Here is a 21,963-nt window from a genome sequence, read left to right on the forward strand (position 1 = left end):
AGGCGGTCACCCGCCATTGCGCGGCATCAGGTCGAGCGCGGCGCTGGCCAGCGCCTCGGCTCCGGTGCGCACCACCGCCTCGGCGTCCGGAGCCCAGAAGGGCGAATGCAACGAGGGCAGCGGCTTGCCCTCTTCCTCAAGCGCGGTGAGCATCTCGGCGGGCGTGCCGCTGATCCAGAAGATCAGCGATTTCACATCCTCCGGGGCAGCGCGGCGGAACTGGCTGAAATCCTCGCCGCCCATGACCGCAGGCCATTCCATCACCCGGTCTTCCCCGAAGCGCTGGCGGAAACCCGCCATGGTTTCCTGCGTGAAATCGGGATCGTTGAAGGTCGAGGGGGTGAACGGATCCTCCACGGTCACCTCGGGCATCAGCTCCTCCGGCAGCCCGGCGGTGATCGCCTCGCCCCGCGCCACTCGGGCGATCCCGTCGAGCAGCAGCTTGCGGCTCTCGTCGGAATAGCTGCGCACGGTCAGCTGCAGCTTCGCTTCGTCGGAGATGATGTTGTGCTTCGCGCCCGCATGGAAGCTGCCGACGGTGATCACGGCCGGATCGAGCGGGGAGGAATTGCGGCTGACCACGGTCTGCAGCTTCATCACGATGCTGCTCGCCAACACCACGGGATCGATCGTGGTGTGCGGATAGGCGCCGTGTCCGCCCACACCCTTGACCGTGATGTCGACGCTGTCGACATTCGCCAGCGCATAGCCCGGGGTATAGCCGATCGTCCCGGCGGGCGCGGGCGCGGCGGCATCGTGGAAGGCAAGCGCATAGTCGGGCTTGGGGAAGCGGGTGTAGAGCCCGTCCTCCAGCATCGCCAGCGCGCCCAGCCCCAGTTCCTCGGCGGGCTGGAGCACCATCACCAGCGTGCCCTGCCATTCGTCCTTGCGCTCGGCGAGGAGCTGCGCCGCGCCAATGAACCCGGCCATGTGCGTATCGTGACCGCAGGCGTGCATCACTCCGGTGGTGACGCCGCTGGCGGGCGTCGCGGTCACTTGCGATGCGAACGGCAGTCCGGTCTGTTCGACCACGGGCAGTCCGTCCATGTCGGCACGGAGCAGGACCACCGGTCCCTCGCCGTTCGTCATCACCGAGACGACGCCGGTCCGCCCGACGCCCTCGGTCACCTCGAAGCCGAGATCGCGCATCCGCTTGGCGAGCTTCGCGGCGGTCTCGTGCTCTTCGAAGCTCAATTCGGGGTGAGCGTGGAGATCGCGGTAGAGTTCCATGAGCTCCGGCATGTCCTCGGCCAGCGACGCCTCGAGATCCTGCGCCGCGGCAGGTGTGGCAAGTGTCAGCGCGAGGCCGAGGGCGAGAAGACGATCGATGGCATTCATGGCGGCGTTCCCCCTGTTGGACATGGACCGGGTGTTACACTGTCCAGGACAAGGAATCTCCCGGTCCCGATGCGATCCGGCCGTCACCGGCCATGTGGCATGCTTTCGGGGGTTTAGGAAAGCCCCGTCACAGGCCGTAGGTCACCACCAGCCCGATGCTGAGCGTCGTGACCATGATCAGCACCAGCGGCAGGCCGGTGCGGATGTAATCGCCGAAGTCGTAGCTCCCTTCGGCCATGATCAGCATGTTGGTCTGATAGGCGATGGGGGTGGCGTAGCAGAGGTTGCAGCCGAACAGCACGGCGAGGATCAGCGGTTCCGCCGGCAGGCCGAGCTGCTGGGCGATGGCGAAGGCGATCGGCGTGCCCACCGTCGCGGCGGTGGCGTTGGAAGCGAAGTTTGTCAGCAGCGTCACGAACAGCATGATCGCCGCCAGCACCGCGGCCGGGCTGAGGTAGGCCAGACCCGAAGCCAGCACTTCGCCGAGCCAGGCGGCGGCCCCGCTCTCGTCGATGATCCGCCCGATGGCGATGCTCGCGGCGACGAGCACGATCACCTTGCCCGAAAGCGCCCTGCCCACCCGGTCGAATTTGACGCACCCGGTCACGAACATGAGGATCGCCCCGGCAAGCGCCGAAATCGCGATCGGCAGCAGCCCGATCGAGGCGAGCCCGACCGATCCGACCATGATCCCCGCCGACAGCCACGCCTTGGAGCGTCGCGGTAATTCGCGCATCCCTTCGAGCTGCAAAAGACTGTCGCTGCGCGCGAATTCCTCGAGATCGGAAGGCAGACCCATGACCAGAAGCACGTCGCCCTCGGCGATCCGCAAATCGCCGCCCTCGCTGTAGCGGTCGCGCTCGCCCATCAGCCGTTCGGGCCGGTGGACGCCGATCACGGCGACTCCGTGAAGATCGGCGATCCCGGAACTCGGCAGGGTGCGGGAGATCAGGCGGCTGTCGCCGGTGACGGTCATCTCCACCACTGCGATGTCCTCGCGCCTTTCCTGGGAGCGGCGGCGGATCCGGTCGAGCACCCAGCCGGGCGCCGCCTCGCCCTTCAGCGTCCGTATCGCCTCCTCCAGCGCTTCGTGCGGCCCAGACATCGTCAGGCGCTGCTGCGGCTGGAGAAGACCGTGCGGGACGTCGTGGAACTCGATGTCCGAAGGCAGGCGGGGCATGATCTCCGCCAGTTCGCGGCCGTGCAAAATGCTGTCCTCGCCCACCCTCAGGCGCGTGTGGAATCGTCGCCGCGCGTGGGTTTGCTCCACGCGATTGTCCTTCAGCAGCCGCGGCATCACCAGCCACAGGTATGGCAGCGCGACGAGCGCCGCGAAGAGCACGATCGGCGTGTAGTGGAACACGCTCATCTGCGGCATGCCGAGGTCGACCGCGATCGACACGACGAGGATGTTGGTCGAGGTGCCGATGGTGGTCGCCATGCCCCCGATGAGCACCGCGGCATTGAGGGGAATGAGCGTCTTGGAAGCGGGCATCGCCCCGCGGGCCGCGAGGCTGACGAATATCGGCAGCAGCAGCACCAGCACCGGCGTGTCGTTGACGCCCATCGACAGGATCATGGCGAGGAGCAGCGACACGAGCAGGCCGAGCTGGAGGTTGAACTTGAAGACCCGCTCCAGGAACCGCGCCGCGGGCTCCAGCGCCCCGGTGACCACCAGTCCCCGCCCCATGATCATCAGCGCGCAGATCGTGATCAGCGCATAATGGCCGAAACCGGCGAATGCGAGCTGGAGGCCTTCGCTCGGCGTGTCGCCCTCGAGCGGGAAGAAATAGAGCCCGACCGCGATCACCGCGATCGTCAGCAGCGAGACGATCTCGACGCTCATCCGGCCGCGGGCGAAGCCGACGAACATGGCGATGGTGATGAACATCGCCGCCAGTGCGTGGTAGGAAGGGCTCTCGATCATCGCGCAACGCCCGTCCCATCACCGGGGGGGAAATACAAGGCCGCCGTTCTCTTCCGGCATGGTGCCCCTGGCCCGACTCGAACGGGCACTCCCGAAGGAACTCGATTTTGAGTCGAGCGCGTCTACCAATTCCACCACAGGGGCACGCCTGCGCGAAGGGCGCGGATTAGCGGGGGTGTGTACGGCTTTCAACTGCGGCGTGCGAGATGGCGTTCAGAATTCCCAGTCGAGCCGGACATGGGCGAGCCCGGGAACATCGCGCCCGTTGCGGCCGAGTGCTCCCGCGCCCAGGACCGGACCATCGTCGAAGGGCTGCATTTCGACCGAGGGCGCATTGCCGCGGAGGACCATGGCGCGTGGGACCCGGGGCGCCGGAGCCATGGCATCCTCGCTGGCGACCGGCTCGCCGGATCGCGCCCTGGGATGGGCGGCCAGATCGAAATCGACGGGTACGGGTGCGGTGGCAGCGGGCGCCTGGGAGGGTAAGGGCGGGCGCCGTTCCGCCGCGCAGGCCGGTTCGGCCAAGCCGCACATCGCCACAGCAACCAGTCCGACGGTCCTCATCGCGCGCCCCTTCGTTATCGTCTTACCGATAAAGGCGCAGGCCGGGAAGCGGTTCCGCCCCCTACTTCTTCAGGGCGTTGACGAGCAGCTTGTGGAGCTTGGAATGCAGGGCGTCGTTGGCGGCGAGGATCTGGGTGTCGTGGACCGGCATCGAACGGCCGCGATAATCGGTCATGAAGCCGCCCGCCTCGCGCACCAGCAGGCCGCCGGCGGCGGTGTCCCAGGGGCTCAGGCTGCCTTCCCAGAACCCGTCGAACCGGCCCGCCGCGACCCAGGCGAGATCGAGCGCGGCCGCCCCGAAGCGTCGGATGCCCGCGACCTGCGGTCCGACGGCGCGATAGATCCTGCTCCATTCGTCGAAATCGCCGACGCCCTGGAAGGGAATGCCGGTGGCGATCAGCGAATCGGACAGATTCCGGCGCGAGGACACGCGCAACCGGGCATCCTGCAACCAGGCGCCGCGGGTCTTCTCGGCCCAGAAGGTCTCGTCGGTGATCGGCTGATAGACGACCCCGGCGGTGACCTCGCCCCAGCCCGAACCGTCGAGCTTGGGTTCCTGCACCGCGATGCTGATCGCGAAATGGGGGATGCCGTGGAGGAAGTTGCTGGTCCCGTCGAGCGGGTCGATGATCCAGCGCGGCTTGCCCGGCTCGCCCTCGATGGTGCCGGCTTCCTCCAGCAGGAAACCCCAGCCGGGGCGCGCCGCCAGCAGTTCGTCGTAGAGCGTGCGTTCGGAGCGCATGTCGGCTTTGGAGACGAAGTCCGCAGGGCCCTTGCGGCTCACCTGCAGATGCTCGACCTCGCCGAAATCGCGGCGCAGGCGGCCGCCCGCCTTGCGCGCCGCCTTTTCCATGACGCGGATGAGACCGGAAATCGCTGCCATCGTTCGTCAGCCGGCCTTGCCGACGTAGCTCTGCTCGTAGACGTCGACCACGATCCGCGTGCCGCTCTCGATATGCGGGGGGACCATGATGCGCACCCCGTTGTCGAGGATTGCGGGCTTGTAGCTCGAAGAAGCGGTCTGCCCCTTCACCACCGCGTCCGCCTCGACGATCTCGGCCTCGATCTGGGCGGGAAGCTCGACCGAGATCGGCTTTTCCTCCCACAGCTCCAGCTTCACCTGCATCCCGTCCTGCAGGAACGGGCGGGCATCGCCCAGCAGGTCGGCGGGCAGGTTGATCTGTTCGAAAGTATCCTGATCCATGAACACCAGCATCTCGCCGTCCTCGTAGAGGAACTGGTAGTCCTTGGTGTCGAGGCGGACCTTCTCGACCGTGTCGGCGCTGCGGAAGCGCACGTTGGTCTTGCGGCCGTCCTGCAGGTTCTTCATCTCGACCTGCATGTAGGCCCCGCCCTTGCCCGGCTGGGTGTGCTGGATCTTGGCGACTTTCCAGATGCCGCCTTCGTATTCGATGATGTTGCCGGGACGGATGTCCACGCCGCTGATCTTCATGGGCCTATGCCTTCGACTGAGTGAAAGAGCCTCGGGCAGGCGTGGCACCTGCCCGGTTTGCGCGGCCGCGCTTATACCTTCGGTCAGCTTGGGGCAAGGTCGCTGGCGCTATGGTGGGCCTTACGTTAAAGGGGCTTCCGATCATGAAACGCGCATTCACCGCCGCCGCGGCACTCGCGGCACTTGCGGTCTCCTCGACCGCACCGCTCGCCGCGCACGACCGCCTGGGCACGCTGCCGCATGGGCGCTACGTCTGCGCCCTCCCCGGCGATGCCACCGGCCTGCCGGTAAAGGAGATCAGCGAGCACAATTTCGCGATCACCGGCGCCTCCAGCTACGAGGCGAGCGAGGGGCGCGGCACCTATCTCAAGGTCGGCGACACCGTCACCTTCACTCGCGGCCCGCGCAAGGACATGAAGCTCAAGCTGCTTCCCTCGGGCCTGTTGCAATGGGTCAAGGAAGACGGCTCGCTCGGCCGCATCCGCTGCAGCCGCGTCGGCCGCTGAGGCCTATTCGCCGGCCAGCAGGGGGTAGGGATTGACCGGGTTCGCCGGCTCCCACCATTCCGCATCGGGCGTGGTCTGCAGGATCGCGAAATGGAGGTGCGGCGCATCCTCCGACGCGTTGCCGCTGCTGCCGACCTCGCCGAGCCGCTGACCGCGGCGGATGCGCTGGCCTTCGCGCAACCCTTCCGCATATTCGTCGAGATGCGCGTAATAATGGATCGTCCGGCCGTCCTCCGAGCGGACGTAGATCGTGTTGCCCCCGGCTTTCGAGCGGAACAGCCGCTCGATCTCGCCCGGTGCCGCCGCGACCACGGTGGTGCCCTTGGGCGCCATGATGTCGATCGCCTCGTGCAGCCGGGTGCCGCCGCCGCGCGAATCGGAATAGGTGTCCGAGAGATCCGTCGGGCGGACGTTGAGCACCGGCACCAGCAGGTTGAGCGCCTTGCGATCGGCGACCGGCTGCGCGAACTGCGTGTTGAGCGGGCGCGAGACCTGCGCGCTGCCCGCGATGGGGGTCTCCTCGCTGCCATCGGTCGTCGGAGTCGCGGTAGGCGTGGGGCTGGGTGCCGCTTCGGCGGGCCGCGTGGTCTGCCGCTGGCTGTCGCTGGTGGCGTTCTCGATCAGGCTCCCACCCGCGACGATCCACACCGCGCTGGTCAGCGTCGCGGTGACCACGATGGTCAGGATGCGGTCGATCAGGCTCATCGCCTCTCCCTACCCCCTCACGCCTCGAAAATCACGCGCGTCGAGGGCGAGACCATCTGCGCCAGCCGCGCCGCATCCCAATTGGTCAGACGGACGCAGCCGTGACTCTGCGCGCGGCCGATGGTTTCCGGCTCGGGCGTGCCGTGGATGCCGTAATGCTCCTTGCTGAGATCGATCCAGACCACGCCGACCGGTCCGTTGGGGCCGGGGGGCAGCGTATGGTCCTCGCCCGCATCGCCGCTCAACACTTCGGGATCGTATTCGAAGGGCGGATTGTAGGCCTCGCCGACGATGTCCCATTCGCCGAGCGGCAGCGGATATTCGCTCGAACCCGAGCTTACGGTGAACAGGCCGACCAATTTCTCGCCGGCGTAGGCCTTGAGCGTCTTGCCGGCCTTGCTCACCACGATCCGGTCGACTTCGGGCTGTTCGGTGCCGACGCCGAGGCTCGCCAGCGTGCGCTGCCAGTCGCGGTCGTCGATCGAACCCGGCGCGATGCGATCGCCGCCGATGTTGGGCACGCGCACCTGCTGGCCGGGCTTGAAATACCCCTCGCCGGGACGCTTGGTCGGCGGAGAATTGCCGTTGGTTGCAGCCGCGGTCGATGCGCCTCCCGGTGCATCCATGCCGGCCGGAACGCCGTTCGGGTTGAGCTGCCGCAGGACGTCGACGGTCGTATGGAACCGCTCCGCCAGCTTCTCGTCGAGCGATTTGTAGCCCAGCCGCTCCATTTCGGCCTGCGCTGCCGGATCGTCGGGGATCTCGTAATAGCGCTGCTCGCCCCAGCTGGTGGGGATCGTCACCACCCGGGTCGCCGGGATCCGGTCCCATTCGGCGAGTGCCTGCTTCGTAGCCTCGTCCAGTTCGCCGGTCGTGTCGAGATCGTTGGCTTCCTGAAAACCCACCAGCGCATTCTCGGTGCTCATGCCCATTTTGCCGTCGATCACCCCGGGGCCGAAGCCCACGCGGTCGAGCACGACCTGCGCCTGCATGATCGGGCGATCTTCCGGATCGGGGATGTCCGCATCGGAATCGCCCATGCCGCTCGCCCCCTCGGCACCGGCGCTCGAGCGCACGAAGCGCGCATCGTTCGAGGCCATGGAATCGGCGAGATTGTCGTCGCCATAGGTCTCGTAGCCGTAGTCGGATTCCACATCGGCGGTGGCGGCGGTTTCGGCCTCGGTCTCGTCGTCCTGCCCGCTCATGCTGCAGGCGGCGAGTGCGAGGCTGGACACCGCGGCGAGAACGAAACGGTGGGGTCGGTCGATCATGTATCGGGTTCTCCGCAAACGGAACCGGCCATACGGTCCCTTTGGGAGAACGAACTCACGCCGCGGCGATTTGCTCCGCGAAGGCATTGACGGCGCGGACCTCGTCGCCCGACCATACCGCGCTCGAAACGGCCAGGAAATCGGCTCCGGCCTTCACCAGCGGCGCGCAGTTCTCGGGCGTGATGCCGCCGATGGCGACGCAAGGGATCTCGAACAGGCCGGACCACCATTCGAGGATCTCCGGTTCGGGCCGATGCGCGCTCGCCTTGGTGGTGCTGTCGAAGAAAGCCCCGAAGGCGACGTAGTCCGCGCCCGCCTCCCCGGCCTCCATGGCAAGGTGGCGAGAGGCATGGCAGGTGACGCCGATCTGCGCCTCGCGCCCCAGCAGCTCGCGCGCCTCGCGCACGTCCCCGTCGCCCTGCCCCAGATGGACGCCGTCGGCCCCGACCCGCTTCGCCAGCGCCATGCTGTCGTTGACGATGAAGGCGACGTCGCGCGCGGCGCAGACTTCCTGCAGCGGCCCGGCGAGCCGTGCCGCATCGTGCTGGTCGACGTCCTTGAGGCGGAACTGAAAGGCGGTCACGCACCCGCTCCCGGCGGCGAGCGCGCGTTCGAGCCGATCGGGAAAACCGCCGGACACATCGAGGGGAGAGATCAGATAGAGCTGGCAGTCGGTCATCGCCGCATCCGTATCTCCGGCAGCGCTGTTCGTCGACATTCAGTTTGCGGCAATGCCGGCGGATCATATCGAGCGGTCATGAACGCCTTTCGCCCCGCCCTCGCCGCCTTCGGCCTTTCCCTCTTCCTTGCGGCCTGCGCCGTGGTCCCGGGTGCGCCGATCGTGGTCGGCAACCCGGTGGCCGAGGGGACGCCCGTCGCCATCGACCAGCCGGTGCGGGTCGGCGCGGTGGTGGTCACGCCCAAGCAGGTCGTCGAGGACAGCCGCTGTCCCGAAAACGCCCGCTGCGTCTGGGCCGGGCGGCTGATCGTCCGAACCCGCATCGACGGTGCGGGCTGGCGCGACACCGCCGACATCACCTTGGGCGAGACTTACGGCACCCACGGTCACGTGGTGGCGCTGGTCTCCGGCCTGCCGGAAAAGACCGCCGAGGCGGAAACCCCGGCGGCCCGATACCGCTTCGTCTACGAGGCGCGCTGAACGGTCAGGTCGCCGAAGCGGCGCTGATCCGGTCGATCGCGCTCGAAAGCGTACGGTCGAATTCATCGTCGTCCTGCTGCGCACGCAGGTCCTGGAGCAGGCCGCGGCTGAAGCTGGCGATCATGCCGGGATTCCTGGCCAGCTCGGCGCAGGCCTCCTCGGTCGAATAGCCGCCCGACAGCGCGACGACCCGCAGCACCTTCGGGTGGCGCGTGAGGTCCGAATAGAGACCCGCCTGCTTGGGGATCGACAGCTTCAGCATCACCTGCTGACCTTCCGGCAGCGCATCCAGCCCTTCCTCAATTGCTTCGAGCAGGATTTTCTCGCCCTCCGCGCGGTCGCTGGCAGTGATGTCGTATTCGGGCTCGAGGATCGGCACCAGCCCGCAGGAGAGGATGCGCGCGCCTTCGGCGAACTGCTGGCGCACGGCCTCCTTGATGCCCTGGGTGTTGTTCGCCTTGATCACGCTGCGCATCTTGGTGCCGAACACGCCGAGTTCGCGCGCGCGGTTGCACAGGTCCTCGAGGCCCGGATTGGGCTTCATCAGCTGCGCGCCATCGCGTTCGTCCTCCAGCCCCTTGTCGACCTTGAGGAAGGGAACGATGCCGCGCTCGGCGAGGCGCGCGGGCACGCTCTTGCCGCCGCTCTGGCCGTCCATCGTCTTTTCGAACAGGATAGCGCCGATGACCTTGCCGTTGCCGAAGCAGGGGCTTTCGATGATCCGCTGGCGCATTTCGTGGATCAGGCCGAACATCTCGTCCTCGCCGCTCCACGCGTCGTCCTCGACGCCGTAGCCGCGCAGCGCCTTGGGGGTCGAGCCGCCCGACTGGTCGAGCGCCGCGATGAAGCCCTGACCGGTCGCGATCCGCTCGCGCATCTGTTCGAAATCCATGTGTTACCTCGCTGGGATGACAATCGCCGCGGCCTTACCCAGCACCGGGCCGCCGGGCAACCTGACATCATTCGAACGATTTGTGCGCGGCAGCGTTGAGGGGATGAAGGAGACGACATGCTAGACGAAACCCAGGAAAAACTCTGCGACGACAACACCACCGACTTCGGCGACCTGAAGGCCCTGACGATCAACTGCACGCTAAAGCGATCGCCCGAGGGATCGCACACGGCCAAGCTGCTCGGCGTGCCGGAGGCGATCCTGGCGAGGAACGGTGTGTCGCTGGAGCAGGTGCGGCTGGTCGATCACGATATCGCGCCGGGCGTCTACCCGGACATGACCGAACACGGGGCGGACAGCGACGACTGGCCGCCGATCTGGGAGAAGGTGGCGGCGGCGGACATATTGATCGTCGGCACGCCGATCTGGCTCGGCGAGATGAGTTCGGTGTGCCGGCGGCTGATCGAACGGCTCTATGCCCATTCGAGCCAGACCAACGACAAGGGCCAGTATGTCTTCTACGGCAAGACCGGCGGCTGCATCGTCACCGGCAACGAGGACGGGATCAAGCATGTCGGCATGGGGCTGCTCTATTCGCTCCAGCACATCGGTTACACGATCCCGCCGCAGGCGGACGCGGGCTGGATCGGCGAGGCGGGTCCGGGCCCGAGCTATGGCGATGCGAAGGAGGACGGCAGCGGATACGTCGGCTTCGACAATGATTTCACCCGCCGCAACGCCACCTTCATGACCTGGAACCTGATGCACATGGCGCGCATGCTCAAGGATGCGGGCGGCATCCCCTGCCACGGCAATTCCGCCGATCTGTGGAAGGAAGGCCGCCGCTTCGACGCGCCCAACCCGGAATATCGCTAGGCCGAAAGCGCCGCCACGCCGGGAAGGTCCTTGCCCTCCATCCATTCGAGGAAGGCGCCGCCCGCAGTCGAGACGAAGGTGAAATCGTCCTTCACGCCTGCGTGGGCGAGCGCCGCGACGGTGTCGCCGCCGCCGGCGACCGAGATCAGCGAACCGCTTTCGGTGAGCGCGGCGGCGGTTTTGGCGAGCGCGACGGTGGCGGTGTCGAAGGGTTCGGTCTCGAAGGCGCCGAGCGGGCCGTTCCACACCAGCGTGCGGCAAGTCTTGAGCACGTCGCCCAGCGCCTCGACCGCCTGCGGGCCGAGATCGAGGATCATCTCGTCCTCGGCGACCTCGTGGACGTTGCAGGTGCGCATGGATGGCGGATTGGCGGCGAATTCCTTCGCCACCACCACGTCGTAGGGCAGGTGGACGGTGCAGCCCGCATGGTCGGCCTCGTCCATGATGCGGTTGGCGGTGGCGGTCAGGTCGTGTTCGCAGAGCGATTTGCCGACATCGACCCCGCGCGCGGCGAGGAAGGTGTTGGCCATGCCCCCGCCGATGATCAGGTGCCGGACCCTGCCGACGAGATTTTCCAGCACGTCGAGCTTGGTCGAGACCTTTGCCCCGCCGACCACCGCGGCGACCGGCTGTTCGGGCGAGCCCAGTGCCGCGTCGAGCGCCTTGAGCTCGGCCTCCATCGCGCGGCCGGCATAGGCGGGGAGCAGGTGCGCCAGCCCCTCGGTGCTGGCATGGGCGCGATGCGCGGCGCTGAAGGCATCGTTGACGTAGAGATCACCGTGCTCGGCCATCGCCCGCGCGAAGTCCGGATCGTTGGCCTCCTCGCCGGGCCAGAAGCGGACATTGTCGAGCAGGCCGATGTCGCCGTTGCGCAGGATCCCGAGAGACTGTTCCACCACCGGGCCGGAGACCTCGGAGATGAACATCACCTCCTTGCCCAGCACATCCTCGACCGCGTCCTGCACGAAGCTCGTCGAAAGGGTGGAGGACCTTTGGCCCTTGGGCCGCCCGAAATGGGCGAGCAGCAGGACCTTGGCGCCCTTGTCGGTCAGTTCGAGGATGGTCGGCTTCGCCGCCTCGACGCGCGTGACGTCGGTCGCGGACCCATCCTTCATCGGCAGATTGAGATCGACGCGCACGAGCGCGACCTTGCCGGAGAGATCGGCGGGCAGGTCGTCGAGGGTTTTGAAGGCGGGCATATCCGTCCGTCTACAGAAGTTTCGCCATCACGCCGGCGGTGTCGATCATCCGGTTGGAGAAGCCCCATTCGTTGTCGTACCAGCTGACCACGCGCGCGAGCTTGCCTTCCATGACGCTGGTCTCCAGGCTGTCGATGGTCGAGCTGGCCGGCTGGTGGTTGAAGTCGCTCGAGACCAGCGGCTGATCGGTATAGTCGAGCACGCCCTTGAGGGCCCCGTCGGCCGCGGCCTTCAGCGCGCCGTTCAGCTCCTCGACGCTGGTGTCGCGCTGCGGGGTGAAGACCAGATCGACCAGGCTGACATTGGCGGTCGGCACGCGGACCGAGCTGCCGTCGAGCTTGCCGTTGAGTTCGGGCAGGACCAGCCCGACCGCACGCGCCGCGCCGGTGGTGGTCGGGATCATGTTCTGCGCCCCGCCGCGCGCGCGGCGCATGTCCGAATGCATCTGGTCGAGCATCCGCTGGTCGTTCGTGTAACTGTGGATCGTGGTCATGAACCCGCGCTCGATCCCCACCGTGTCGTGCAGCACCTTGGCCATCGGCGCGAGGCAGTTGGTCGTGCAGCTGGCGTTGGAGACGATCACGTCGTCCTTGGTCAGCGTCTCGTGATTGACGCCGTAGACGATGGTGGCGGAGACGTTCTTGGCCGGGGCGGAGATCAGCACGCGCCTGGCGCCCGCCTTGAGATGCGGCTCGGCCTGCTCGTGGCTCTGGAAGAAGCCGGTGCATTCCAGCACGATGTCGATGCCCTGCTTTTCATGCGGCAGATTGCCGGGATCGCGCTCGCTGGTGACCTGGATGGTCTTGCCGTTGACCTTTATCGTGTTCTCGCCGGTCTCGACCGTCCCGGGGAAGCGGCCGTGGGTGCTGTCGTACTGGAACAGCAGCGCATTGGCCTTGGTGTCAGCGAGATCGTTGATGCTGACGAGCTCGAGATCGTGGTCGTCGCGCTCGAGGATGGCGCGCGCCACAAGGCGGCCGATGCGCCCGAAACCGTTGATTGCAACCTTGGTAGCCATGGGGGAGGACGCTCCTGTCTATCCGTTCAATTTGTCTGTGATCTGCGGCACGATGGCGTCCGCGGTGAAGCCGAATTTCGCGAACAGATCCTCGGCCGGGGCCGAGGCGCCGAAGCGGTCGATGCCGATCCTGAGGCCGTTGGTCATCGTGTAGCGATCCCAACCGAAGGTGGTCCCCGCCTCGATGCTGACGCGCAGGATTTCCCCTGGCGGAACGTCGGGCAGGATGTCGGCGCGGTAGGCATCGTCCTGCTCGTCGAACAGCTGCGTGCAGACCATCGAGACGACGTCGGCACCGATGCCCTGCTGCTCCAGCCGCGCCGCGCATTCGAGCGCGAGATGGACCTCGGAACCCGTGGCGATCAGGATGACCCGGCGCTCGGCGTCGGCACTCTTGAGGCGGTATGCACCCCGCGCGCTCAGTCCGAGCTCTTCGGACGAAGTGCGGACCTGGGGCAGGTTCTGCCGGGTTAGCGCGAGCACGCTCGGCCGGTCCTTCTGCCGCAGCGCGATCTCCCAGCATTCGGCGGTCTCGACCGCGTCGGCGGGGCGCATGACCAGCAGGTTGGGGATCATCCGCAGCGACTGGACATGCTCGATCGGCTGGTGCGTCGGCCCGTCCTCCCCCAGCCCGATGCTGTCGTGGGTCATGACATAGACGACCCGCGTCTGCTGCAGCGCGGAGAGGCGGATCGCCGGGCGGCAATAGTCGGTGAAGACCAGAAAGGTGCCGCCATAGGGTATCACGCCGCCGTGCAGCGCCATGCCGTTCATCGCCGCGGCCATGCCGAATTCGCGGATGCCGTAATAGATGTAGCGGCCCGAATAATCGTCCGCCGTCAGCGCCCCGATCCCGCCGGCCTTGGTGTTGTTCGATCCGGTCAGATCGGCGCTCCCGCCGATGGTGTCCGGCAGCACCGCGTTGATCTCGCCCAGCGCCATCTCGCTTGCCTTGCGGGTGGCGACCTTCTGCGGCTCGTCGATCAGCGAGCGGATATAGCTCTCGAGACCGAATTCGGCGGGAAGGTCGCCGGCCATGCGGCGCTCGAACTCGGCGCGGCGGTCCGACCCGGTAAGCCGGCCGTGCCATTCGTCATGCGCCTTGCGGCCCCGCGCCCCGGCCTTGCGCCAATTGTCGAGCGTGGCCTGCGGAATCTCGAAAGGCTGCGCCTCCCATCCCAGCTGATCGCGCGCCGCCGCGATCTCGTCGTCGCCCAGCGGCGCACCGTGGGTGGCGGCGGTCCCCTGCTTGTTGGGCGCGCCCTTTCCGATCACGGTGCGGCAGTCGATCAGCGAGGGCCGCTCGTCGGCGACCGCCTCGTCGAGCGCAGCGCGGATCGAGGCGAAGTCGTGCCCGTCGCATTCCACCACGTGCCAACCGGTCGCGGCATAGCGGGCCTTGATGTCCTCGCTGGTCGAGAGCGCGGTCGGGCCGTCGATGGTGATGGCATTGTCGTCCCACAGCACGTTCAGCCGGCCGAGCTTGAGATGCCCGGCGAGCCCGATCGCCTCGTGGTTGATGCCTTCCATCAGGCAACCGTCGCCCGCCACGACCCAGGTCCGGTGATCGACAAAGGCGTCGCCGAACTCGGCATTGAGGTGCCGTTCGGCGATCGCCATACCGACCGCCATCGCCAGCCCCTGACCCAGCGGGCCGGTGGTGCATTCGACGCCGTCGAGCAGGAAATTCTCCGGATGCCCGGCGCAGGGGCTGCCGAGCTGGCGGAATTTGCGGATGTCCTCCATCGTCGGGCGTTCGTAACCCGAGAGGTGCAGCAGGCTGTAGATGAGCATCGAGCCGTGGCCGGCGGACAGCACGAAGCGGTCGCGGTCGGCCCAGCCGGGCGCCGCGGGATCGTGCCTGAGATATTCGCTCCACAACACGGTGGCGGCATCGGCCATGCCCATCGGCATGCCGGGATGGCCCGAATTGGCCGCCTGCACCGCATCCATCGATAGCGCGCGGATGGCGTCGGCCATCGGCACGAGGTCGGCGGTGTCGAAAGTCATGTCCGGCAAGGGCTCCTGTGGCAGGCGATTCGGCGCGCGCGAAGCCATGGCCAAGCCGCCTCGCAGGGTCAAGTTGGCCCCGTCCGCGCCGACCCCTGAGCCGATTTATCAACAGCCAGCGCCAAGGCTTTACGCGCGCGCGATTTTCGCGATAAAACGGGGCAGGATGGAGGCGGAACGGATCTCGCGCGCGATGGGACGGATCGAGGCAGCGCTCGAACGGATCGAGCGCGCGCGCGAAACGAACGCGCACGCGGCCGCCTCTTCCGGCGGCAACCCCGAACTGGTCGCCCGGCACGAGGCGCTGCGCGAAAGCGTGATCGCCACTATCGGCGAGCTCGACACGTTGATCGGACGGCTCGAGCGATGAGCGACGTGACGCTTTCGGTCGCCGGGCGGAAATACACGGTATCCTGCGCCGAGGGGGACGAGGACCGGGTCCGCACGCTGGCGCAAATGATCGGCGACCGGCTGGCCGGGATCGGCGCGAGCCTCAACAATCCCATGGAAGCCCACAATCTGCTGATCGCGGGGCTGATCCTGGCCGACGAGCTGGAGGAGGCGCAGAAATCCTCTCCCTCGGCGGCGCCGATGGCGCGGGCCGCCCCCGCCGTGGCCGATGCGCTCGAATCCCTGGCGTCGCGGCTCGAAAACGCCGCGGAAGCGCTTGAGCAGCGCGATGCGAGTGCCTAAATAGGCATCGGCGGGACTGCCCGGCACGAGCCGTTGAACATCCCTGAGGCTATAAGCAATCCTAGGGAGCTGTCCCTGCCCTGGTCCACCAGTTCGGCTGTGGGATCGGGGCATACGGCGCCCACCTGACGTTTTGGCGTCAGAGGATTTCCCTGGCACCGACCCATGGTGGTTCCGCCACTCATTTTTTTGCTTCGGGCGCGTCGCTGCGGGCGCCCGGCCGGGCTTGCGGCCCCGCGGTCCGTGGCTAGATAGCGGGTCGATGACCAAGGACGAACTGCGCAAGAAACTTCGCACCGCGCGGGGCGAGCATGTCGCGGCGGTGCCCGAGACGATGCGCGGGCTGGTGTTCCATCGGCCTCCCGCACCCTTGCTCGAACTGGTGCCGCAGGGTGCTGAAATCGGACTTTATCACGCCGCACCCGACGAAGCGCCCACGTCGGCCTATGCTCGATTTTTCCAGGAACGCGGCCACGATCTGGCGCTGCCATACTTCCGGGCGAGAGAGGCTCGCATGCAATTTCGCACCTTCCGCGATCCGCACGCCGAGAGCGACCTCGAACATGGTCCGTTCGGACCGATGCCACCTGCCAACGATTCGAACGACGCTGCCCCGACGGTGCTGTTCGTGCCGCTGCTCGGCTTCACCGAGACCGGCGCGCGTCTCGGCCAGGGTGGCGGGCATTACGACCGTTGGTTTGCCGAGCATCCCGAAACGCTGAAAATCGGGATGGCGTGGGACGTCCAGAAGGTCGACCACCTTCCGCTCGAGCCGCACGACATCCCGCTCGATGCCATCGTCACTCCGACCCGCCTCTACGGTCCGTTCCGGTGAGGGAGGAACCGACCCTTCGCATTCCGCTGGGCATACTCGCCCTGCTCGTCGCGCTGGGAATCTACGGGATCGTGCTCGCGACGATCCTGCCGCCCGTGATCGGCGATTGGCCGACCTGGGCGCAGACCGTGGTCTATCTGGTCCTCGGCGTGATCTGGCTGCTGCCGCTACGCCGCTTCCTGATCTGGATGGAGACCGGGCGCTGGTCGCCTCCCGAGGAATAGGAAGCAGGGCTAGGAACCGGGGGCCGGGCCGGCCCGTTTCGCCGCCATGCCCGAGCTTCCCGAGAACGAAGCGCAGCGCCTGACGCTGGAGCGCGAATGTCTCAACCGCACCATCGGGGCGGTCGAGCTCGGTGACGACGTCACCTATATCGAACTGCCGGGCGACAACGAACGCGCGCGACTGGTCGGGCGGCAGTTCACCGAGACGCGGCGGCACGGCAAGAACATCTTCGCCGGCAGCAAGACCGGGCCGTGGATGACGGTCCACCTCGGCATGACCGGGCGGCTGATTCCCTTCGATGCGCCGGATGATCCGCCGGACAAGACCAAGCTGCTGATCCGGTTCGAGGGCGACCGCCGGCTCGCCTTCCGCTGCCCGCGCAAGCTCGGCCATGTGCGGATCATCGACGATCCCGATGCCTACATCGCCGATCAGGGCCTGGGTCCGGACGCGCTCGGCATCGATCAAGAGGTGTTCGTCGAGGTGTTCGGCAAGACCCGGAGCGCCATCAAATCGGCGCTGATGAAGCAGGACAGGATGGCCGGCGTCGGCAATCTGTGGTCGGACGAGACCTGCTTCCAGACCGGCCTCCACCCCGAAACCCGCGCCGACGCGCTGTCCGAAAAGACGCTGTGCGAGGTTCACGGAGCGATGCAGCGCATCCTCGAGGCGGTGGTGAAGACCGGAGCGACCTATTCCGAACTTCCCGACGACTGGCTGATCCGCCACCGCCGCAAGGGCCGGAACTGCCGGCGCTGCGGGGGCACCATCGTCAACGCGAAAGTCGGCGGACGAACCGCCTATTTCTGCGACAAGCACCAGGCTAAATAGGAAAGTCCCAAGTGGCGCGAGTGACGGGACTTGAACCCGCGACCCTCGGCGTGACAGGCCGATACTCTAACCAACTGAGCTACACCCGCGCATCTAAGCGACGTCAGCGCCTCTTGGGAGCAGCGCCACTAGGGCAGGCTCGCGGGGGTGTCAATGCCGTTTCCGGGTCCGGATGGAAGGCGTTGGAAACGTCCGCGCCGTTAACGCGAAATTGACCATTCGAGGCGAGGATTGCCGCCGCAATTGGGGGGCAATCCGATGCGCTTTATCTGGCTTTTCGCCGGTCTCTTACTGCTCGCTCCGGCGGCGATCGCGGCCGAGGACGCACTGTCGATTACACGGTCGCTCTATATCGCACGCGCGCATCCGGACGGAATCGCGCTCGAACCGGCCGAGACCCTGCGCCCCGGCGACAAGGTCGTGCTGGTGATGGCCTGGCAGGAAAGCCCAGGGGAGCCTTTCACGCTGGTGAGCGAGATCCCGCGCACCCTCGCCTACCAGCGCAGCGGGGATGGTGCGGTCGAGGTCTCGGTCGACGGCGGCCGGCGCTGGGGCCGGATCGGATCGCTTCGGCGCGGCAATCGCCTTGCCGCGCCCGAGGAAGTGACAAACCTGCGCTGGCGCATCGCCGCCGCGGAGAGCGCCACGATGCGCAGCTACAGCGCGATCGTGCGCTGAAGCCCCGCTCAGTTCGAGACGATCAGGACCGGGGCCTCGAGAAGCTTCTTCAAGGCCTGGACGAAGCTCGCCGCATCCCAGCCGTCGACCACTCGGTGGTCGCAGCTGATCGAGATGTTCATGAGCTTGCGCTTCTCGATTCTCTCGCCGCCATTGCCGTCGGATACGAACATAGGGCGCTCGACGATCTTGTTCGGCCCGATGATCGCGACTTCGGGCCGGTTGATCACCGGCGTCGTGGCGATGCCGCCGAGCGGACCGAGCGAGGTGACGGTAAGCGTGCCGCCCGACAATTCCTCGCTCCTGGCGCTGCCCGTCCGCGCCGCTTCGGCAAGCCGGCCGATCTCGCTGGCAAGCTGCCAGACGTTCTTCGCCTGGGCATCGCGGATCACCGGGACCATCAGGCCCGCATCGGTTTGCGCGGCCATGCCCATGTGCACCGCGCCGTGCCGCGTGACCACGCCGGCTTCGTCGTCGTAGCGCGCGTTGATCATGGGAAAATCGGGGAGCGTCCTGCAGATCGCGGTGATCAGCAGCGGCAGGATGGTGAGCTTGGGCTTGTCGCCGCGATTGTCGTTCAGCTGCGCGCGCATCGCCTCGAGGTCGGTCACATCGACCTCCTCGACATAGGAGAAATGCGGAATGTTGCGCTTGGACGCAGCCATGTTTTCGGCGATGCGACGGCGCATGCCGATGACCTTCTTCTCCTCGTCCGCCCGGGTGGGGGCGGCGGAGCCGTAGCTGGCGTTGTAGGATAGGAACTGGTCGAGATCGCCGTGGCGCACGCGCCCGTCCTCGGCGGGTTTCACCTGGCCGAGATCGACGCCGAGCTCCTTCGCGCGCTTGCGCACTGCGGGAGAGGCCAGGACTTTGGCTGCCGGTGCAGGTTCGGGCGCCGGGGCGGGAGACGGCGCAGGCGGCGGCGTCGGATCGGCTGCCATAGCATCGTCGGCATCGGACGCGTCGGGATTCTCGACCTCGATCCGCTTCTCGACATCCTCGTCCCTGGGGGCGGGGGCCGCTTCTGCAGCCTCCCCGCCGGTATCGGCATCCTCGGGCACTTCGCCCTCGACCTCGATGACCAGCAGCATCGCGCCGACCGGGGTGATGTCGCCAACCTCGCCGGCGAGTTCCACCACCTTGCCGTCGACCGGGCTCTCGATGTCGATCGTCGCCTTGTCGGTCATCACGTCGACCAGATGCTGGTCCTCTGCCACGACATCGCCGACCTTGACGTGCCACTCGACGATTTCCGCCTCGGCGACGCCTTCGCCGACGTCGGGCATGTTGAACGTGAATTTCGCCATGGTCGGTCTACTCGCTCAGGATCTTGTCGATGGCCTCGCCGATGCGGATCGGGCCGGGGAAATAGGCCCATTCGAGGCTGTGGGGATAGGGCGTGTCGAAGCCGGTCGCGCGTTCGACCGGAGCCTCGAGATGATAGAAGCAGCGCTCTGTCACCAGCGCCGAAAGCTCGGCACCGAAACCGGAGGTACGGGTGGCTTCGTGGACGATCAGGCAGCGCCCGGTCCTCTTCACGCTCTCCTCGATGGCCTCGATGTCGAGCGGGACGAGCGTGCGCAGGTCGAGGATGTCGGCCGCGACGCCCTTCTTGGCGCAGACCGCCTCGGCGACATGCACCATCGTGCCGTAGGCGAGGATGGTCAGTTCGTCGCCCTCCGTGACATGGCGCGCCTTGCCGAGGGGGATCTTGTAGTAATCCTCCGGCACGACGCTGTCCTTGTGCCGTTTCCACGGCTCGACCGGCTTGTCGTAATAACCCGAGAACGGCCCGTTGTAGATGCGCTTGGGCTCGAAGAAGATCACCGGATCGTTGTCCTCGATCGCGCTCAGCAGCAGGCCCTTGGCGTCATAGGGTGTCGAGGGGATCACGGTCTTGAGTCCGGAGACGTGGGTGAAGATCGCCTCGGGGCTCTGGCTGTGGGTCTGGCCGCCGAAGATACCGCCGCCGAAGGGGCTGCGAACCGTGATCGGCGCGATGTATTCCGCAGCCGAGCGATAGCGCAGCCGGGCCGCCTCGCTGATCAGCTGGTCGAGCCCGGGATAGATGTAGTCGGCGAACTGGATCTCGGGCACCGGGCGCAGGCCATAGGCGCCCATCCCCACCGCCACCGCGATGATGCCGCATTCGGAAATCGGCGTATCGAACACCCGCGTCTTGCCGTGCTTTTCCTGAAGGCCGGCGGTGCAACGGAACACGCCGCCGAAATAGCCGACATCCTCGCCCATCACGATCACGTCGGGATCGCGCTTCATGGCGATGTCGAGCGCATCGTTGATCGCCTCGATCATGTTGAGGCGGCGCTCCTGCTTATCGGTGCCGTCCTGCGCAGATTCGGGCTGCTTCGTGGTCTTGGTCTCGCTCATGCGCCCTTCCCTCCATTGGGAAGCCCGTCGGGAAACTTCGTCTTGCGTTCGTGCACCGCCTGTTCGGCCTGCTCCTTGAGGTGCCAGGGCAGCTCCTCGAAGACGTCCTCGAACATGGTGCGGAAGGGATGATGCAGCCCGTGGCCGAGGATGCCGTTGGCCTCGGCCTCCTTGGTCGTCTTCTTGACCAATTCGGCCGCTTCCAGATCCATCGCCGCCTGCCGGTCCTCGTCCCATTCGCCGAGCGCGATGAGGTGCTTCTTCAATCGCATCACCGGATCGCCGAGCGGCCAGTCCTCGCGCTCGGTCGCGCTGCGATAGCCGCTGGGATCGTCCGAGGTCGAATGCCCCTCGGCGCGATAGGTGAAGAATTCGATCAGCGTCGGCCCGCCGTTGGCGCGGGCACGGTTGGCGGCCCATTGTTCGGCGGCGTAACAGGCCAGCGGATCGTTGCCGTCGACCCGCAGGCCGGCAAGGCCATAGCCCAGCGCGCGGGCGGCGAAGGTCGTCCGTTCCGCGCCGGCAAAGCCGCTGAAGCTGGAGATCGCCCACTGGTTGTTGACCACGTTGAGGATCACCGGTGCGTTGTAGACGGTGGCGAAGGTGCAGGCGGAATGGAAATCGCCTTCCGCGGTGCTGCCCTCGCCCACCCAGGTCGCGGCGATCCGGCTGTCGCCCTTGATCGCACTCGCCATCGCCCAGCCGACCGCCTGCGGGGTCTGCGTGGCGAGATTGCCGCTGATGGTGAAGAAGGAATGCTCGCGGCTCGAATACATGATCGGCAGCTGGCGGCCCTTCAGCTTGTCGCCCTTGTTCGAATAGATCTGGTTGATCATCTCGATCATCGGGTAGCCGCGCACGATCAGCACGCCCTGCTGGCGATAGCTGGGAAAGACCATGTCGTCGCTGGCCAGCGCCATGGCGGTGGAGATGCTGGTCGCCTCCTCGCCGGTGCATTTCATGTAGAAGCTGGTCTTGCCCTGTCGCTGGCCGCGGAACATGCGTTCGTCGAAGGCGCGGACGGTGGCGAAGTGTTTCAGCATCGTGCGCAGGGTTTCGGGATCGAGCTTGGGGTCCCACGGCCCGTGCGCCCGGTCGTCTTCGCCCAGCACCCGGATCAGCCCGTAAGCCAGATCGCGCATGTCCTCGGGCGCACAGCTCTCGTCCGGGCGCGGCTGCTTGCCTGCTTCGCCGATGTCGATATGCGAAAAATCGACCGTGTCGCCTGGACGAAACTTGGGCTCGGGGACGTGAAGCGACAGGCTGGGACGGTTGCCGCCGGTGTTCGGCTGGTTACTCGGGGCCTCGTCGGCCATGAAGGCGCTCTCCCTTGCCTCGCTGGATGCGCAACCACTCTCGTGCATTCGTTGCGGGTTTGCGATATTTTATTTCAGC

Annotated in this window: 24 protein-coding genes, 2 tRNA genes and 1 other RNA gene; 10 read left to right on the plus strand and 17 right to left on the minus strand. The window is 66.7% G+C overall.

Annotated elements, in window-relative coordinates:
- Nucleotides 1-6: 6 nt before the first annotated feature.
- From ACGHN1_RS10955 to efp, 6 genes are all read right to left on the minus strand, one after another.
- Complete coding sequence (locus tag ACGHN1_RS10955) at nt 7-1,338, minus strand: amidohydrolase (RefSeq protein WP_390550940.1); 1,332 nt, start codon at nt 1,336-1,338, stop codon at nt 7-9.
- Nucleotides 1,339-1,465: 127 nt separating this feature from the next.
- On the minus strand, nt 1,466-3,265 hold the full coding sequence (locus ACGHN1_RS10960; protein ID WP_390550941.1) for an SLC13 family permease: 1,800 nt from the start codon (nt 3,263-3,265) through the stop codon (nt 1,466-1,468).
- A 59-nt stretch (nt 3,266-3,324) separates the two neighbouring features.
- Nucleotides 3,325-3,409, minus strand: a tRNA-Leu gene (locus tag ACGHN1_RS10965).
- A gap of 69 nt (nt 3,410-3,478) precedes the next feature.
- Nucleotides 3,479-3,829, minus strand: coding sequence for a hypothetical protein (locus ACGHN1_RS10970; RefSeq protein ID WP_390550942.1), 351 nt, complete (start codon nt 3,827-3,829; stop codon nt 3,479-3,481).
- Nucleotides 3,830-3,890: 61 nt separating this feature from the next.
- Complete coding sequence (locus ACGHN1_RS10975) at nt 3,891-4,712, minus strand: inositol monophosphatase family protein (protein WP_390550943.1); 822 nt, start codon at nt 4,710-4,712, stop codon at nt 3,891-3,893.
- Between the two features lie 6 nt (nt 4,713-4,718).
- The gene (efp, locus tag ACGHN1_RS10980) at nt 4,719-5,282 is read right to left on the minus strand and encodes an elongation factor P (RefSeq protein WP_390550944.1); all 564 of its coding nucleotides are present in this window, start codon (nt 5,280-5,282) and stop codon (nt 4,719-4,721) included.
- Between the two features lie 143 nt (nt 5,283-5,425).
- Here efp and ACGHN1_RS10985 point away from each other — a divergent pair, with 143 nt between their 5' ends.
- The gene (locus ACGHN1_RS10985) at nt 5,426-5,788 is read left to right on the plus strand and encodes an elongation factor P (protein ID WP_390550945.1); all 363 of its coding nucleotides are present in this window, start codon (nt 5,426-5,428) and stop codon (nt 5,786-5,788) included.
- A 3-nt stretch (nt 5,789-5,791) separates the two neighbouring features.
- Here the strand turns inward: ACGHN1_RS10985 and ACGHN1_RS10990 are convergent, their stop codons facing one another.
- Genes ACGHN1_RS10990 through thiE form a run of 3 tightly spaced genes read right to left on the minus strand, consistent with a single transcriptional unit; the run spans nt 5,792 to nt 8,482 of the window.
- Nucleotides 5,792-6,493, minus strand: a complete 702-nt coding sequence (locus ACGHN1_RS10990; RefSeq protein WP_390550946.1) for a M23 family metallopeptidase — start codon at nt 6,491-6,493, stop codon at nt 5,792-5,794.
- Between the two features lie 17 nt (nt 6,494-6,510).
- Entirely contained in the window at nt 6,511-7,764 is a 1,254-nt protein-coding gene (locus ACGHN1_RS10995; protein ID WP_390550947.1) for a L,D-transpeptidase family protein, read from the minus strand.
- 55 nt (nt 7,765-7,819) lie between these two features.
- Nucleotides 7,820-8,482 (minus strand): thiamine phosphate synthase, encoded by a 663-nt coding sequence (gene thiE, locus ACGHN1_RS11000; protein WP_390550948.1) that lies wholly within the window; start codon nt 8,480-8,482, stop codon nt 7,820-7,822.
- Nucleotides 8,483-8,521: 39 nt separating this feature from the next.
- Here thiE and ACGHN1_RS11005 point away from each other — a divergent pair, with 39 nt between their 5' ends.
- On the plus strand, nt 8,522-8,923 hold the full coding sequence (locus tag ACGHN1_RS11005; RefSeq protein WP_390550949.1) for a hypothetical protein: 402 nt from the start codon (nt 8,522-8,524) through the stop codon (nt 8,921-8,923).
- A gap of 4 nt (nt 8,924-8,927) precedes the next feature.
- Here ACGHN1_RS11005 and ACGHN1_RS11010 read toward each other — a convergent pair whose 3' ends face one another.
- Nucleotides 8,928-9,815 (minus strand): fructose bisphosphate aldolase, encoded by an 888-nt coding sequence (locus ACGHN1_RS11010; RefSeq protein ID WP_390550950.1) that lies wholly within the window; start codon nt 9,813-9,815, stop codon nt 8,928-8,930.
- A 117-nt stretch (nt 9,816-9,932) separates the two neighbouring features.
- Here ACGHN1_RS11010 and ACGHN1_RS11015 point away from each other — a divergent pair, with 117 nt between their 5' ends.
- Entirely contained in the window at nt 9,933-10,691 is a 759-nt protein-coding gene (locus ACGHN1_RS11015; RefSeq protein WP_390550951.1) for a flavodoxin family protein, read from the plus strand.
- Here the strand turns inward: ACGHN1_RS11015 and ACGHN1_RS11020 are convergent.
- From ACGHN1_RS11020 to tkt, 3 genes are read right to left on the minus strand one after another with little or no spacing between them, the layout of a single operon-like run.
- Nucleotides 10,688-11,890 carry a phosphoglycerate kinase gene (locus ACGHN1_RS11020; RefSeq protein ID WP_390550952.1) on the minus strand — a complete coding sequence of 401 codons (1,203 nt, stop codon included), beginning with the start codon at nt 11,888-11,890 and terminating at the stop codon, nt 10,688-10,690. The genes ACGHN1_RS11015 and ACGHN1_RS11020 overlap by 4 nt on opposite strands.
- Before the next feature lie 10 nt (nt 11,891-11,900).
- On the minus strand, nt 11,901-12,908 hold the full coding sequence (gene gap / locus ACGHN1_RS11025; protein ID WP_390550953.1) for a type I glyceraldehyde-3-phosphate dehydrogenase: 1,008 nt from the start codon (nt 12,906-12,908) through the stop codon (nt 11,901-11,903).
- An 18-nt stretch (nt 12,909-12,926) separates the two neighbouring features.
- Complete coding sequence (tkt, locus tag ACGHN1_RS11030; protein ID WP_390550954.1) at nt 12,927-14,918, minus strand: transketolase; 1,992 nt, start codon at nt 14,916-14,918, stop codon at nt 12,927-12,929.
- On the opposite strand from tkt, the gene ACGHN1_RS11035 reads away from it, so the two are divergent.
- The 6 genes from ACGHN1_RS11035 (at nt 14,875) to ACGHN1_RS11060 (ending at nt 17,502) form a co-directional block, all read left to right on the plus strand.
- The gene (locus ACGHN1_RS11035; protein ID WP_390550955.1) at nt 14,875-15,288 is read left to right on the plus strand and encodes a hypothetical protein; all 414 of its coding nucleotides are present in this window, start codon (nt 14,875-14,877) and stop codon (nt 15,286-15,288) included. The two genes, tkt and ACGHN1_RS11035, sit on opposite strands and share 44 nt — an antisense overlap.
- Entirely contained in the window at nt 15,285-15,611 is a 327-nt protein-coding gene (locus ACGHN1_RS11040) for a cell division protein ZapA (RefSeq protein ID WP_390550956.1), read from the plus strand. The genes ACGHN1_RS11035 and ACGHN1_RS11040 overlap by 4 nt, the downstream gene beginning before the upstream one ends.
- A 10-nt stretch (nt 15,612-15,621) precedes the next feature.
- Nucleotides 15,622-15,790, plus strand: a non-coding RNA gene (gene ssrS / locus ACGHN1_RS11045) — 6S RNA.
- A gap of 83 nt (nt 15,791-15,873) precedes the next feature.
- On the plus strand, nt 15,874-16,446 hold the full coding sequence (locus tag ACGHN1_RS11050; protein ID WP_390550957.1) for a 5-formyltetrahydrofolate cyclo-ligase: 573 nt from the start codon (nt 15,874-15,876) through the stop codon (nt 16,444-16,446).
- Nucleotides 16,443-16,670, plus strand: coding sequence for a DUF2842 domain-containing protein (locus ACGHN1_RS11055; protein WP_390550958.1), 228 nt, complete (start codon nt 16,443-16,445; stop codon nt 16,668-16,670). The genes ACGHN1_RS11050 and ACGHN1_RS11055 overlap by 4 nt, the downstream gene beginning before the upstream one ends.
- 46 nt (nt 16,671-16,716) lie before the next feature.
- The gene (locus tag ACGHN1_RS11060) at nt 16,717-17,502 is read left to right on the plus strand and encodes a DNA-formamidopyrimidine glycosylase family protein (protein WP_390550959.1); all 786 of its coding nucleotides are present in this window, start codon (nt 16,717-16,719) and stop codon (nt 17,500-17,502) included.
- A 12-nt stretch (nt 17,503-17,514) separates the two neighbouring features.
- On the opposite strand, the gene ACGHN1_RS11065 is transcribed toward ACGHN1_RS11060, so the two are convergent.
- Nucleotides 17,515-17,591, minus strand: a tRNA-Asp gene (locus ACGHN1_RS11065).
- 169 nt (nt 17,592-17,760) lie between these two features.
- Here ACGHN1_RS11065 and ACGHN1_RS11070 point away from each other — a divergent pair.
- Nucleotides 17,761-18,180 carry a hypothetical protein gene (locus ACGHN1_RS11070; protein WP_390550961.1) on the plus strand — a complete coding sequence of 140 codons (420 nt, stop codon included), beginning with the start codon at nt 17,761-17,763 and terminating at the stop codon, nt 18,178-18,180.
- 8 nt (nt 18,181-18,188) lie between these two features.
- Here ACGHN1_RS11070 and ACGHN1_RS11075 read toward each other — a convergent pair whose 3' ends face one another.
- Genes ACGHN1_RS11075 through ACGHN1_RS11085 form a run of 3 tightly spaced genes read right to left on the minus strand, consistent with a single transcriptional unit; the run spans nt 18,189 to nt 21,884 of the window.
- The gene (locus ACGHN1_RS11075; RefSeq protein WP_390550962.1) at nt 18,189-19,487 is read right to left on the minus strand and encodes a dihydrolipoamide acetyltransferase family protein; all 1,299 of its coding nucleotides are present in this window, start codon (nt 19,485-19,487) and stop codon (nt 18,189-18,191) included.
- 7 nt (nt 19,488-19,494) lie between these two features.
- Entirely contained in the window at nt 19,495-20,568 is a 1,074-nt protein-coding gene (locus tag ACGHN1_RS11080; RefSeq protein WP_390550963.1) for an alpha-ketoacid dehydrogenase subunit beta, read from the minus strand.
- Nucleotides 20,565-21,884, minus strand: coding sequence for a 3-methyl-2-oxobutanoate dehydrogenase (2-methylpropanoyl-transferring) subunit alpha (locus ACGHN1_RS11085; protein WP_390550964.1), 1,320 nt, complete (start codon nt 21,882-21,884; stop codon nt 20,565-20,567). The genes ACGHN1_RS11080 and ACGHN1_RS11085 overlap by 4 nt, the downstream gene beginning before the upstream one ends.
- Between the last annotated feature and the right edge of the window lie 79 nt (nt 21,885-21,963).

The sequence above is a fragment of the Qipengyuania sp. MTN3-11 genome, assembly GCF_042851825.1.
Lineage (GTDB): Bacteria > Pseudomonadota > Alphaproteobacteria > Sphingomonadales > Sphingomonadaceae > Qipengyuania.

What these genes read in the sequence shown, in the direction of transcription:
- ACGHN1_RS10955 (WP_390550940.1), bottom strand. Translation starts at nt 1,338, where the DNA reads ATGAATGCCATCGATCGTCTTCTCGCCCTCGGCCTCGCGCTGACACTT.
- ACGHN1_RS10960 (WP_390550941.1), bottom strand. Translation starts at nt 3,265, where the DNA reads ATGATCGAGAGCCCTTCCTACCACGCACTGGCGGCGATGTTCATCACC.
- ACGHN1_RS10970 (WP_390550942.1), bottom strand. Translation starts at nt 3,829, where the DNA reads ATGAGGACCGTCGGACTGGTTGCTGTGGCGATGTGCGGCTTGGCCGAA.
- ACGHN1_RS10975 (WP_390550943.1), bottom strand. Translation starts at nt 4,712, where the DNA reads ATGGCAGCGATTTCCGGTCTCATCCGCGTCATGGAAAAGGCGGCGCGC.
- efp (WP_390550944.1), bottom strand. Translation starts at nt 5,282, where the DNA reads ATGAAGATCAGCGGCGTGGACATCCGTCCCGGCAACATCATCGAATAC.
- ACGHN1_RS10985 (WP_390550945.1), top strand. Translation starts at nt 5,426, where the DNA reads ATGAAACGCGCATTCACCGCCGCCGCGGCACTCGCGGCACTTGCGGTC.
- ACGHN1_RS10990 (WP_390550946.1), bottom strand. Translation starts at nt 6,493, where the DNA reads ATGAGCCTGATCGACCGCATCCTGACCATCGTGGTCACCGCGACGCTG.
- ACGHN1_RS10995 (WP_390550947.1), bottom strand. Translation starts at nt 7,764, where the DNA reads ATGATCGACCGACCCCACCGTTTCGTTCTCGCCGCGGTGTCCAGCCTC.
- thiE (WP_390550948.1), bottom strand. Translation starts at nt 8,482, where the DNA reads ATGTCGACGAACAGCGCTGCCGGAGATACGGATGCGGCGATGACCGAC.
- ACGHN1_RS11005 (WP_390550949.1), top strand. Translation starts at nt 8,522, where the DNA reads ATGAACGCCTTTCGCCCCGCCCTCGCCGCCTTCGGCCTTTCCCTCTTC.
- ACGHN1_RS11010 (WP_390550950.1), bottom strand. Translation starts at nt 9,815, where the DNA reads ATGGATTTCGAACAGATGCGCGAGCGGATCGCGACCGGTCAGGGCTTC.
- ACGHN1_RS11015 (WP_390550951.1), top strand. Translation starts at nt 9,933, where the DNA reads ATGCTAGACGAAACCCAGGAAAAACTCTGCGACGACAACACCACCGAC.
- ACGHN1_RS11020 (WP_390550952.1), bottom strand. Translation starts at nt 11,890, where the DNA reads ATGCCCGCCTTCAAAACCCTCGACGACCTGCCCGCCGATCTCTCCGGC.
- gap (WP_390550953.1), bottom strand. Translation starts at nt 12,908, where the DNA reads ATGGCTACCAAGGTTGCAATCAACGGTTTCGGGCGCATCGGCCGCCTT.
- ACGHN1_RS11035 (WP_390550955.1), top strand. Translation starts at nt 14,875, where the DNA reads ATGGCGTCGGCCATCGGCACGAGGTCGGCGGTGTCGAAAGTCATGTCC.
- tkt (WP_390550954.1), bottom strand. Translation starts at nt 14,918, where the DNA reads ATGACTTTCGACACCGCCGACCTCGTGCCGATGGCCGACGCCATCCGC.
- ACGHN1_RS11040 (WP_390550956.1), top strand. Translation starts at nt 15,285, where the DNA reads ATGAGCGACGTGACGCTTTCGGTCGCCGGGCGGAAATACACGGTATCC.
- ACGHN1_RS11050 (WP_390550957.1), top strand. Translation starts at nt 15,874, where the DNA reads ATGACCAAGGACGAACTGCGCAAGAAACTTCGCACCGCGCGGGGCGAG.
- ACGHN1_RS11060 (WP_390550959.1), top strand. Translation starts at nt 16,717, where the DNA reads ATGCCCGAGCTTCCCGAGAACGAAGCGCAGCGCCTGACGCTGGAGCGC.
- ACGHN1_RS11070 (WP_390550961.1), top strand. Translation starts at nt 17,761, where the DNA reads ATGCGCTTTATCTGGCTTTTCGCCGGTCTCTTACTGCTCGCTCCGGCG.
- ACGHN1_RS11075 (WP_390550962.1), bottom strand. Translation starts at nt 19,487, where the DNA reads ATGGCGAAATTCACGTTCAACATGCCCGACGTCGGCGAAGGCGTCGCC.
- ACGHN1_RS11080 (WP_390550963.1), bottom strand. Translation starts at nt 20,568, where the DNA reads ATGAGCGAGACCAAGACCACGAAGCAGCCCGAATCTGCGCAGGACGGC.
- ACGHN1_RS11085 (WP_390550964.1), bottom strand. Translation starts at nt 21,884, where the DNA reads ATGGCCGACGAGGCCCCGAGTAACCAGCCGAACACCGGCGGCAACCGT.